12 protein-coding genes are annotated in these 11,921 nt (G+C 62.6%); 2 read left to right on the top strand and 10 right to left on the bottom strand.

Annotation, left to right across the window (positions count from 1 at the left end; all coding sequences use genetic code 11):
* Positions 1 to 31: 31 nt before the first annotated feature.
* From AC07OJ_RS27335 to AC07OJ_RS27295, 9 genes are all read right to left on the bottom strand, one after another.
* Positions 32 to 1,189: a D-alanyl-D-alanine carboxypeptidase family protein gene (locus AC07OJ_RS27335; RefSeq protein WP_065910075.1), complete on the bottom strand. Its 1,158-nt coding sequence runs from the start codon at positions 1,187 to 1,189 to the stop codon at positions 32 to 34.
* A gap of 179 nt (positions 1,190 to 1,368) precedes the next feature.
* Entirely contained in the window at positions 1,369 to 2,367 is a 999-nt protein-coding gene (locus AC07OJ_RS27330; RefSeq protein WP_065910074.1) for a septal ring lytic transglycosylase RlpA family protein, read from the bottom strand.
* Positions 2,367 to 3,377, bottom strand: coding sequence for a lytic murein transglycosylase B (gene mltB / locus AC07OJ_RS27325; RefSeq protein ID WP_065910072.1), 1,011 nt, complete (start codon positions 3,375 to 3,377; stop codon positions 2,367 to 2,369). Before mltB ends, AC07OJ_RS27330 begins: the two co-directional genes overlap by 1 nt.
* Before the next feature lie 17 nt (positions 3,378 to 3,394).
* Complete coding sequence (gene rodA, locus AC07OJ_RS27320; protein ID WP_065910334.1) at positions 3,395 to 4,498, bottom strand: rod shape-determining protein RodA; 1,104 nt, start codon at positions 4,496 to 4,498, stop codon at positions 3,395 to 3,397.
* Positions 4,499 to 4,529: 31 nt separating this feature from the next.
* Positions 4,530 to 6,428 carry a penicillin-binding protein 2 gene (mrdA, locus tag AC07OJ_RS27315; RefSeq protein WP_065910070.1) on the bottom strand — a complete coding sequence of 633 codons (1,899 nt, stop codon included), beginning with the start codon at positions 6,426 to 6,428 and terminating at the stop codon, positions 4,530 to 4,532.
* Positions 6,429 to 6,443: 15 nt separating this feature from the next.
* Positions 6,444 to 6,911 (bottom strand): 23S rRNA (pseudouridine(1915)-N(3))-methyltransferase RlmH, encoded by a 468-nt coding sequence (rlmH, locus tag AC07OJ_RS27310; RefSeq protein WP_003176297.1) that lies wholly within the window; start codon positions 6,909 to 6,911, stop codon positions 6,444 to 6,446.
* 9 nt (positions 6,912 to 6,920) lie between these two features.
* Positions 6,921 to 7,415: a ribosome silencing factor gene (gene rsfS, locus AC07OJ_RS27305; RefSeq protein ID WP_003215432.1), complete on the bottom strand. Its 495-nt coding sequence runs from the start codon at positions 7,413 to 7,415 to the stop codon at positions 6,921 to 6,923.
* Positions 7,416 to 7,484: 69 nt separating this feature from the next.
* A complete protein-coding gene (gene nadD / locus AC07OJ_RS27300; RefSeq protein WP_120450098.1) occupies positions 7,485 to 8,129 on the bottom strand; it encodes a nicotinate-nucleotide adenylyltransferase in 645 nt (214 codons plus the stop codon).
* Complete coding sequence (locus AC07OJ_RS27295) at positions 8,129 to 9,394, bottom strand: glutamate-5-semialdehyde dehydrogenase (RefSeq protein WP_065910063.1); 1,266 nt, start codon at positions 9,392 to 9,394, stop codon at positions 8,129 to 8,131. Before AC07OJ_RS27295 ends, nadD begins: the two co-directional genes overlap by 1 nt.
* 174 nt (positions 9,395 to 9,568) lie before the next feature.
* Between AC07OJ_RS27295 and AC07OJ_RS27290 the strand changes: the two genes are divergently transcribed.
* Complete coding sequence (locus AC07OJ_RS27290; protein WP_495095566.1) at positions 9,569 to 10,252, top strand: DNA-3-methyladenine glycosylase; 684 nt, start codon at positions 9,569 to 9,571, stop codon at positions 10,250 to 10,252.
* A gap of 70 nt (positions 10,253 to 10,322) precedes the next feature.
* Positions 10,323 to 11,639: a bifunctional DedA family/phosphatase PAP2 family protein gene (locus AC07OJ_RS27285; protein ID WP_213554265.1), complete on the top strand. Its 1,317-nt coding sequence runs from the start codon at positions 10,323 to 10,325 to the stop codon at positions 11,637 to 11,639.
* Here AC07OJ_RS27285 and AC07OJ_RS27280 read toward each other — a convergent pair.
* Positions 11,633 to 11,848, bottom strand: a complete 216-nt coding sequence (locus AC07OJ_RS27280; protein WP_065910332.1) for a hypothetical protein — start codon at positions 11,846 to 11,848, stop codon at positions 11,633 to 11,635. The two genes, AC07OJ_RS27285 and AC07OJ_RS27280, sit on opposite strands and share 7 nt — an antisense overlap.
* Positions 11,849 to 11,921: the final 73 nt, after the last annotated feature.

Raw genomic sequence — 11,921 nt, 5'->3', positions numbered from 1 at the left:
ATCAACACGGGGCTTTGCAGGTGCACACTAATCAGTTGAACAAGCTGTAGAAGAATAGACGGATGCTATCCCACACGCGGCGGAAGATACCACCTTCGTCGACGGCGTCCAGCGCGATCAGGTCGGCGCTGTGCACCACCTTGTCGTCCAGCTTCACTTCGACCTTACCGATCACGTCACCCTTGGCGATTGGCGCGACCAATTGCGGGTTCATGGTCATGCTGGCAGCGAGCTTTTTCAGCTGGCCTTTAGGCATGGTCAGGGTCAGGTCTTCAGCCAGGCCGGCCTTGACCTGCGAGGTTGCGCCTTTCCAGACCGGAGCGGTCGCCAGCTCAGCACCCTTCTGATAGAAGGTCTGGGTTTCGAAGAAGCGGAAACCGTAGGTCAGCAGTTTTTGCGTCTCGGCCGCACGGGCCTGCTCGCTGTTGGTGCCGAATACGACGGCGATCAGGCGCTGGCCATCACGTACGGCGGACGAAACCATGCAGTAACCGGCTTCTTCGGTGTGGCCGGTTTTCAGACCGTCGACGGTCTTGTCGCGCCACAGCAGCAGGTTGCGGTTAGGCTGCTTGATGTTGTTCCAGAAGAATTCCTTCTGGGAGTAGATCGCGTAGTGCACCGGGTCGACGCGGATGATCGCGCGCGCCAGGATCGCCATGTCGTGAGCCGACGAGTAGTGCTCTGGGTTTGGCAGGCCGGTCGGGTTCATGAAGTGGCTGTTGGTCATGCCCAGGTCAGCCACGGTTTTGTTCATCATGTCGGCGAACGCGTCTTCGCTGCCGGCGATGTGCTCGGACAGGGCCACGCTGGCGTCGTTACCGGACTGAATGATGATGCCGTGCAGCAGGTCGCTCACGGTCACTTGCGAGCCGACCTTGATGAACATCCGCGAACCGCCGGTGCGCCAGGCGTTTTCGCTGACGGTGACCGGGTCGTTCTCGCCGATCTGGCCGCGACGGATTTCCAGGGTCGCGATGTAGGCGGTCATCAGCTTGGTCAGGCTGGCTGGGGGCAGGCGCTGGTCACCGTTGTTCTCGACCAGCACGTTGCCGCTGGCGGCATCCATGAGGACCCAGGCCTTGGCAGCCAGTTGCGGGGAAGCCGGCACCATTTCAACCGCCCAGGCGGCCGGGGTGATGATCAGCGAAAGAAGCAGGCACGTGCGTTTGGCTAAGGTGGTGATGTTCATCCGTCTCTCGAAATTGCTTATGGAAACTTGCCCTCGCGGGCAAAACTTATTCAGACAGCCCGCTACCAGACTGTCACGTGTTCGGTTGCCCGCTCACCCCTTGCCCCTGGGTTTTTATTGTTCAACGAGCCAACAACCAGGGTTCAAGCCCGCGCACGGGCCAGAACCATCAATCTTTATTATTCGGCGGTGACCACGCTGGGTTGCCCCAGGTTGGCCAGGCGCACGCTGTTCTGCACTTGCGCGACCTCGCTCGGCGAGCCGATCGGGCCCATGCGCACACGGTGCAGGGTCTGCTGGTTACGCACGATGGAGCTGATGAAGACCGGCGCGCTGACCATGCTGCTCAGCTTGGACCTTAACAGTTCTGCCGCATCCGGGTTGGCGAAAGCGCCCACCTGCAGGTACTGCCCGCCCGCCATCGAACTGCCCGGCGCGGCCTGAGGCACGGCCACGGTGTCCGGCGCGTGCTGCGCCGGCGGCGGTGTCCACTGCTCGACCTTGCCGGCCGACGCGGTAATCTGTGGTTGCGGCGTTTGCGGTTCGTTGAGCATCAACGGCGCCGGCTTGCCACGCTGGGCCCAGTACTGCGCCGGGTCGATCCCTTCGACCTTGACCCGCGCGGTGCCGGTTTCGGCGTAGCCGAGTTTCTTCGCGGCGGCGTAGGACAAGTCGATGATCCGGTCCGAATAGAACGGCCCACGGTCGTTGACGCGCAGGATCACCGTGCGATTGTTGTCCAGGTTGGTCACGCGCACATAGCTGGGCAGCGGCAGGGTCTTGTGCGCCGCGCTCATGCCATACAGGTCATACACTTCGCCGTTGGCGGTGTTCTGGCCATGGAACTTGGTGCCGTACCAGGACGCCGTGCCCGATTGCACGTAGGTCTTGGATTCCTGCAGCGGGAAATAGGTCTTGCCCAGCACGGTATACGGGTTGGCCTTGTAGGCGCCGGTGTGCAGGGTTGGCGTGGCATCCGGGATCTTCGATACGTCGACATCCCACCACGGCGCGCCATCTTTGTGCGCGCGGTTGATGTCCAGGCCTGGCTGGGAACGGATGGCAGTGCCGCCGGACTTCTGCGCCGGACCGCGACTGGTGGAACAACTGACAACCAGCAAGGACAACGCGGCGAACGCCACCAGCTTGAGCGGTTTATTGAACGGCGATGCCCGCATTACTTGTTGCCCCGTGCTTGGACCAGCATGTCTGACAGCTGATGCACGGCCATGGCGTACATCACACTGCGGTTATAACGCGTGATTGCGTAGAAATTCTTCAGGCCCATCCAGTATTCAGGGCCATTTTCGCCTTCGAGGCGGAACGCCGTCACCGGCATATCATCGCGTGGCGCATTCTGACTCGACCAGCCCAGCGCCCGCAACTCCCCGACCGTCTTGGCCGGCTCGATACCCTGGGTCAGGCCTTCATCGGCGCGATCGCCGGTCACATCGGCGCGGATCACCACCGGTTCGCCGGCGACCCAGCCGTGGCGTTTGAAGTAGCTGGCCACACTGCCGATGGCGTCGTCGGGATTGCTCCAGATATTGATGTGCCCGTCGCCGTCAAAATCCACGGCATAAGCGCGGAAGCTGCTCGGCATGAACTGCGGCAGGCCCATGGCACCGGCGTAGGAACCCTTGAGGGTCAGCGGGTCGACCTGCTCTTCGCGGGCCAACAGCAGGAACTCACGCAGCTCCTTGCGGAAGAAGTCGGCGCGCGGCGGGTAGTCGAAACCCAGGGTCGACAGGGCATCGATCACCCGGTAGCTGCCGGTGTTGCGGCCGTAGAAGGTTTCGATGCCGATAATTGCGACAATCACCTGGGCCGGCACGCCGTACTCCTGCTCGGCGCGGGCCAGTACGGCCTCGTGCTGGCGCCAGAAGTCCACGCCACGGGCCACGCGGGCGTCGGTCAGGAACATCGGGCGATATTCCTTCCACTGCTTCACGCGCTCGGCGGGACGGGAGATGGCGTCGAGAATCGCCTGCTTGCGCTGGGCTTCGCGGAACACGCCCATCAGTTGTTCACCGGCGAAACCGTAGTCGCGGGTCATCTCACCGACAAATTCGGCGACCTGGGGTGAGCCATCGTAGTCACCGGCCTGCACCTCCTGCGTTGCCCCCAGCAGCCCGATCAGGCCCATCCAGGACGCATGCCGAGTCGCCCAGCCGCGCATTACTTGCATTGACATCTTCACCTTATTCAAACCTGTGCGATCCATTTGCGATGCGTATGAATCGACATCAAAACCCCAAACGCTGACAGCAATGTCACCAGCGAAGTTCCGCCGTAGCTAATGAACGGCAACGGCACCCCAACCACCGGCAACAGGCCACTGACCATACCGATGTTGACGAAAACGTAAACAAAAAAAGTCATGGTCAGGCTGCCGGCGAGCAATTTGCCGAACAGCGTCTGCGCCTGCGCGGTGATCACCAGGCCGCGACCAATCAACAGCAAATAAATCAGCAACAGCGCGCAAATGCCCACCAGGCCGAACTCTTCGCCCATCACCGCAATAATGAAGTCGGTGTGGCTCTCGGGCAGAAAGTCCAGGTGCGACTGGGTGCCCAGTAACCAACCCTTACCAAATACACCGCCGGAACCGATGGCGGCCTTCGACTGGATAATGTTCCAGCCGGTGCCCAGCGGGTCGCTTTCCGGGTCGAGGAAAGTCAGGATCCGTTGCTTCTGGTAGTCGTGCATGAAGAAGAACCACATGGCCACGGCCACCGGCACGGCGGCGGCCAGCACGCTGAGGATCCAGCGCCAGCGCAGTCCGCCCATGAACAGCACGAACGCACCGCCCGCCAGGATCAGCAGCGAGGTGCCGAGGTCTGGCTGGCGCACGATCAGGATAAACGGCACACCGATCAGGAACAGGCTGATGGCCACATGCTTGAGCTGCGGCGGCAAGGTGCGCTTGGACAGATACCAGGCAATGGTCGCCGGCATCAGGATCTTCATGAATTCCGACGGCTGGAAACGAATCACCCCGGGAATGTTGATCCAGCGCGTCGCCCCCATGGCGTTGTGGCCCATCACGTCCACCACCACCAATAGCAATACGCCAGCAACGTAGCCCAAGGGCACCCACCGCGCCATGAACCGCGGTTCGAGCTGGGCAATCACCAGCATCGACAACAGGCCAAGGCCGAAGGACGAGGCCTGCTTGATCAGCAGGTCCCAGTTCTTGCCGCTGGCCGAATACAGCACGAACAGGCTGCCGGCCGCCAGGGTCAGGAGCAGGATCAGCAACGGGCCATCGATGTGCATGCGCTGCAGCAACGTCGCGCGGCGACGCATCACATCCTCGCTGGAGAGGATGCGGTCAAAATTACTCTTCACTGGCCGTAACCTCGGTGCTTGAAGGGGGGCCGCCATATTCGGGCTTGAGCCTGCCGTCGTCGGCCAACAGCCAGGCATCCATCACTTGGCGCACCACGGGCGCAGCAACGCCGGAGCCGGACTCGCCGTTCTCGACCATCACCGCCACCACGATTTTCGGGTCGTCCGCCGGGGCAAAGCCGACAAACAAGGCGTGGTCACGGTGGCGCTCCTGAACCTTGGAGCGGTCATATTTCTCGCCCTGCTTGATCGCGACCACCTGGGCGGTCCCGCTCTTGCCGGCAATGCGGTACTGCGCGCCGACCGCCGCCTTGCGCGCGGTGCCACGGGCGCCGTGCATCACTTGCTGCATGCCGTGGTTGACCTTGGTCCAGTCCGACGGGTCGCGCAGCACGATGTCCGGGATCGGGTTTTCATCCAGCGGCTTTTCGCCCTCGATGGTCCTGGCCAGGTGCGGCCGATTCCAGACGCCTTTGTTCGCCACCAGCGCCGTGGCCTGGGCCAATTGCAGCGGCGTGGCCTGCATGTAGCCCTGGCCGATCCCGAGGATCAGGGTTTCGCCCGGGAACCAGGCCTGGCGACGGGTCGCGCGCTTCCACTCGCGCGATGGCATCAGGCCAGGGGATTCCTCGAACATGTCCAGGGAGACTTTCTGGCCCAGGCCGAACTTGCCCATGTAGGCAGACAAACGGTCGATGCCAAGCTTGTGGGCCAGGTCGTAAAAATAGGTGTCGTTGGAGCGCATGATCGCGGTGTCCAGGTCGACATAGCCGTCACCGGTGCGGTTCCAGTTACGGTATTTGTGATCGTAGTTGGGCAGCATGTAGTAGCCCGGGTCGAACACGCGGCTGGAGGCGGTGACCACGCCCGCATCCAGGCCGGCAATCGCCACCGCTGGCTTGATCGTCGAACCCGGCGGGTACAGGCCACGCAACACGCGGTTGAACAGCGGTCGGTCGATGGAATCACGCAACTCGGCGTAGGCCTTGAAGCTGATCCCGGTAACGAACAGGTTAGGGTCGAAGCTCGGCTGGCTGACCATCGCCAGCACTTCGCCGGTATTCGGGTCCAGCGCCACGACCGCGCCACGACGCCCACCCAGGGCCATCTCCGCCGCTTCCTGCAGCTTGATGTCCAGGCTCAGCACAATGTCCTTGCCCGGCACCGGGTCGGTCCGCTTGAGCACCCGCAGCACGCGGCCGCGCGCGTTGGTCTCGACTTCCTCGTAACCCACCTGGCCGTGCAATTCCGGCTCGTAGAAACGCTCGATGCCGGTCTTGCCGATATGGTGGGTGCCGCTGTAGTTGACCGGGTCGAGGCTTTTCAGCTCTTTCTCGTTGATCCGGCCCATGTAGCCGACCGAGTGCGCAAAGTGCGGCCCCTGCGGGTAATGACGCACCAATTGTGCGACCACTTCCACGCCCGGCAGGCGGAACTGGTTCACCGCGATCCGCGCGATCTGCTCTTCGGTCAGCTCAAACAGGATCGGCACCGGCTCGAAAGGCCGGCGCCCCTGCTTCATGCGCTTCTCGAAAATCACCCGGTCTTCCGGAGTCAGCTGCAGCACCTCGACAATGACATCGAGGATCTGCTGCCAGTCGCCGGAACGCTCGCGGGTCATGCTCAGGCTGAAGCTGGGACGGTTATCCGCGACCACCACGCCATTGCGGTCGAAAATCAGGCCACGGGTCGGCGGAATCGGCTGCACGTGCACCCGGTTGTTTTCCGACAAGGTGGAGTGATAGTCGTACTGGATCACCTGCAGGAAATACAGGCGGGCAATCAGCACCCCCAACAGCACCACGACCATGATCGCGCCAAACACCACGCGCGCGCGTACCAGACGTGCGTCTTTCTCGTGGTCCTTGATGCGGATCGGCTGGGTCATCGGGAGGGGCGCAGATTATTTGTGGTAAGGGTGCCCGGACAGAACTGTCCAGGCGCGATACAGCTGTTCACCGATCAGGATCCTTACCAACGGGTGCGGCAGCGTCAGCGCCGACAGCGACCAGCGCTGATCCGCCCGCGCGCAGACTTCCGGCGCCAGCCCTTCCGGGCCGCCGACCATGAAGTTGACCGTGCGCGAGTCCAGGCGCCAGCGATCCAGCTCGACCGCCAGTTGCTCGGTGCTCCAGGGTTTGCCGTGCACTTCGAGGGTGACGATGCGCTCGTTGGGGCCGACCTTGGCCAGCATGGCCTCGCCTTCCTGACGGATAAAGCGTGCCACGTCGGCATTCTTGCCCCGGGTATTGAGCGGTATCTCTACCAGTTCCAGCGACAGCTCAGCGGGCAGACGCTTGGCATACTCGTGCCAGCCTTCTTCCACCCACTTGGGCATGCGTGAACCGACAGCAATCAGACGCAGGCGCACAGCCGTTCCTTATTCCTGGTCTTTGTTGAGCTTGTCGAAGTGCGCGTGGCCCACTTCCGGGCTGTGGTGCTTGCCGTCAGCCGCACGGCTCTGCTCGGCGCCTTTCCACAGACGCTCCAGGTCGTAGAACTGACGGGCGTTGGAAGTCATCATGTGAACGATCACGTCGTCCATGTCCAGCAGCACCCAGTCGCTGTCGCCCTTGCCTTCTTCACCCAGCGGCTTGACGCCCTGGGCCTTGACGGCTTCGCGAACCTTGTCGAGCATCGCGCCGATCTGGCGGTTGGAGGTACCGGTGGCGATGATCATGAAGTCGGTGATGCTCTGCTTGTCGCGTACGTCCAGGACCTGGATGTCCTGGGCCTTCACGTCTTCCAAGGCCGCCACGGCGACTTTTACCAGCTCTTCGCCAGCCAGCTCAGGGCCGGTGTGCGCTTCAACCGGCAGCGGGGCGCTTTTGAACGTGCCTTTGCGCTTAACTTTGCTTACGTCTTTGTTCGTCATAAAAAACTCGTTTTGCTCGTATGTTCGGGCGCTTGCTGCACGGTTGTCCGTGCGTTCAAGCGCGCCTTTTCAGTTCGACGCACGGTAAAGCCCGTGCGCATCGATGTAGGCCAGGACCGCGTCAGGCACCAGGAAACGTACCGACTTCCCGCTGGCCAGCAGTTGACGGATCTGGGTGGCGGACACCGCAAGCGGGGTCTGCCAGACGAATGCAATATTCCCGTTCGGCCCGGTCAGGGCCAAGGGGTCACTTACCGACCGCGCGGCCAGCAGGTTGCGCAAGGCATCCGGCGGTTCGCTGTCGGCATCCGGGCGTTGCAAAACCAGGATGTGGCAATGCTGGAGGAGTTCCTCCCAGCGATGCCAAGAGGGCAGGCCGCAAAATGCGTCCCAGCCCAAAAGCAGAAACAACTGGTCATCCGCGGCCAACTCGGCGCGCATCAGCTCCAGGGTGTCGACAGTGTAGGACGGTTTATCGCGCTTGAGCTCGCGATCGTCCACCACCAGCGGCGCTATGCCTTCCACGGCAAGGCGCACCATTTCCAGGCGCTGCTGCGGCGACACCTGTGGAGTATCGCGATGCGGCGGCCGGAAATTGGGGATCAGGCGCAGTTCGTCCAACGCCAGGGCATCCGCGACTTCCAGGGCACTGCGCAAATGGCCGATGTGCACGGGGTCGAAGGTGCCACCGAGCAGCCCGATGCGTTTAGCCATCAAGTGCGCACATGACCGTCGCCGAACACCACGTACTTCTCGCTGGTCAGGCCTTCCAGGCCAACCGGGCCGCGTGCGTGGAGCTTGTCGGTGGAAATGCCGATCTCCGCCCCCAGGCCATACTCGAAGCCGTCGGCAAAACGCGTCGAGGCGTTGATCATCACCGAAGCGGAATCCACTTCGTTGAGGAAACGCCGGGCATCGCTGAAATGCTCGGAAACAATGGCATCGGTGTGCTTGGAGCCGTAGGTGTTGATGTGTTCGATGGCCTCGTCGAGGTCGTCGACAATCTTGATCGACAGGATCGGCGCGGTGTATTCGGTGTACCAGTCCAGCTCGGTCGCCTCGATCACCTCCGCGCCGAGCAGCGCACGGGTGCGCTCGCAACCCCGCAGCTCCACGCCCTTGTCACGGTAGATGGCAGCCAGCGGCGGCAGCACGCGCTCGGCAATGCCTGCGTGCACCAGCAGGGTTTCCATGGTGTTGCACGGGGCGTAGCGGTGAGTCTTGGCGTTGTCGGCGATGCGGATCGCCTTGTCGATATCGGCGGCCACGTCGATGAACACGTGGCACACACCGTCCAGGTGCTTGATGACAGGCACCTTGGCATCGCGGCTGACGCGTTCGATCAGGCTCTTGCCACCGCGCGGCACGATCACATCGACGAATTCCGGCATGGTGATCAAGGCGCCCACGGCGGCGCGGTCGGTGGTTTCCACCACTTGCACCACTTCAGCCGGCAACTCGGCCACCGCCAGGCCCTGCTGGATGCAGGCGGCAATGGCACGGTTGGAATTGATCGCTTCGGAGCCGCCACGCAGGATGGTGGCATTGCCTGACTTGAGGCACAGGCTCGCGGCGTCGATGGTCACGTTCGGGCGCGACTCATAGATGATGCCGATCACGCCCAGCGGCACCCGCATCTTGCCGACCTGGATGCCGGACGGCAGGTAACGCATGTCGCGGATTTCACCGATGGGGTCAGGCAGCTTGGCCACCTGACGCAGGCCTTCGATCATGTCGTCGATACGTGCCGGTGTCAGCGCCAGGCGGTCCAGCAGCGCGGGCTCCAGGCCATTGGCGCGGCCGTTGGCCAGGTCCTGTTCGTTGGCGGCGGTCAGCTCGGAGCGCGAGGCGTCCAGAGCGTCGGCGGCTGCCAGCAGGGCACGGTTCTTCTGCGCGGTGCTCGCACGGGCGATCAACCGCGAGGCCTGACGGGCAGCGCGACCCAGGCGGGTCATGTAGTCAAGAACGGACTCAGTCATGGTCAGGGAGTCTTGGCAAAGAGGAAAGCGGCAGATTATAGCTGTGACGCCGCCCGACTGACAGCGGTGAGGGGCGGATGGTCGAAATGAACTGTAAAAACCTGGGGTTCAGCGGTAATTAAGGTGGGAGTTGTTATTATTCCGTCACATTTAGCCGTAATAACCCTGAACGCCATGTCCGGTTTGACCCCGCAACTCCCCGCCAGCGCCCTGCCCGACAGCTTCTTCGACCGCGATGCACAATTGCTCGCGCGCGAATTGCTCGGAAAAGTCATACGCCATCGCGTCGGCAATATCTGGCTTTCGGCGCGAATTATTGAAACCGAAGCCTATTACGTGGCCGAAAAAGGCAGCCACGCCTCACTCGGCTACACAGAAAAGCGTAAGGCTTTGTTTCTGGATGGCGGCCATATCTACATGTACTACGCCCGTGGCGGCGATTCGCTGAACTTCAGCGCCCACGGCCCGGGCAATGCGGTACTGATCAAATCGGCCTATCCGTGGGTCGATGAACGCTCCGGCCCCGCCAGCCTGGCGCAGATGCTGTTGAACAATCCGAACGCCGACGGCAGCCCCCGCGCCTCGCAGAAGCTGTGCGCCGGGCAGACGCTGCTGTGCAAAGCGCTGGGCCTGAAGGTGCCGGTTTGGGACGCCAAGCGCTTCGATCAGGACTTGCTCTATGTGGAAGACGTCGGCCAGTCACCCACACAGATCATCCAGACCACCCGCCTGGGCATCCCCAGTGGCCGTGACGAACACTTGATGTACCGCTTCGTGGACGCGGGCTATGCGCCGTATTGCACGCGCAACCCGCTGCGTCGGGGCCAGGTCGAAGGCCGCGATTATTTTTTGATGTGATGACACGGCCTGCAGGAGCCCGGCTTGCCGGGCGCGTGCAAGGTGTACGAACTTGGATGGAGTGGATTGTATGGGCCAATGGCTCGATAGCATTACTGGCTGGCTGACCCTCAACCCGCAATGGCTGGCGGTGGCGGTGTTTATCGTCGCGTGCGTGGAATGCCTGGCGATTGCCGGACTGATCGTGCCTGGCACGGTGTTGCTGTTTGCCATCGCTGCCTTGGCCGGCAGTGGTGCGCTGTCGTTGAGCGAAACCCTGTTGCTGGGGTTCCTCGGTGGGTTGTTGGGCGATGCTGTGTCCTATTATCTGGGGCGTCATTTCCACCAGAACATTCGCCGCCTGCCCGGTCTGCGCCACCACCCGGAGTGGATGAGCGGCGCAGAAACCTACTTCCACAAGTACGGCATCGCCAGCCTGTTGGTCGGACGTTTCATCGGCCCGCTGCGCCCGATGCTGCCAATGGTGGCCGGCATGTGCGACATGCCGTTTCCGCGCTTTGCCGCCGTCAGCGTTCTAGCGGCCGCCGGCTGGTCGGTGGCCTACCTGTTGCCAGGCTGGGCGACCGGCGCCGCGTTTCGCCTGCCATTGCCGCCAGGGTTCTGGCCGGAAGCGGGGATTGTCGCGGCGTGCCTGGCGATACTGCTGGGGCTGAGCTTGAACAGCAGCCTGCGCGGGCATCGTCGCGCGACGCTGTGGATCGGCTGCGCCAGCCTGACGCTGTTGATCGCACTGTTTATCGGCTATCCGCACCTCAACGACTTTGACCAGGGCCTCAGTGCGCTGGTCCAGGAACATCGCAGCGCCTGGCTGGACGAGGTGATGGTGCGGATTACGCAGTTGGGTGAGTTCAAGAAGATGTTCGTCGCCAGCGCCGTATTCACCGGCCTGCTGCTCCTGGCACGGCAATGGCGGCATGCCGTGTTTGTCGGCGCCACACTGGCCGGGGCGGCGGTGATCAATACCGGGACCAAGCTGTTTTTCGCGCGCGGTCGCCCGGAGATCCTGACCGACCCACTCACCAGCTTCAGCATGCCCAGCGGGCACGCGTCCGGCGCGTTCGCGTTTTTCCTGGCATTGGCGGTATTGGCCGGTCGCGGCCAGCCCACGCGGTTGCGCCTGACCTGGATGCTGCTGGGCTGCATCCCCGCCGCTTTTATCGCATTGTCCCGTGTGTACCTGGGCGCTCATTGGCCCACCGATATCCTGGCGGGCACGCTGCTGGCGATGACCGTGTGTGCGTTCAGCCTGACCGTCAGCCAGTACCGCAGCCCATTGCCGCCGATGCCGCAAAAAGCCTGGTGGCTGTTACTGCCGGCGATAGTGGCGGTGCTGAGTTTTATCGCCTTTACCGGCACACCGCACGCGCTGCTCAGGTATGCCTACTGACTCCGGGCCGGCCCCAACCAATCGACGGGAGCAACGCGACGCTCAATACAGCGTTCGCGTCGCTCCAACAGCATCTCATCGGCAATCTCTGCGGCGCGCTCGGCGATGTATTCCGCACCGCGCTTGGCGTCCGACTGCAGCAATTGCCCGGCAATGCTGACAAAAAAAGCGTCCCAGACCGCCTGCTCCGATTGCGCTAGCCGAATCATGTCCATCCCCCGATCATCGTTATGTGATCGGCGACTATTTCAGGCAACGCACAGCGGGCCGCGAAGAAACGTC

Source organism: Pseudomonas sp. GW821-FHT09C08 (assembly GCF_059418125.1).
Note: the sequence above shows the minus strand (reverse complement) of the source record. Positions and strands in the feature narration are given on the sequence as shown.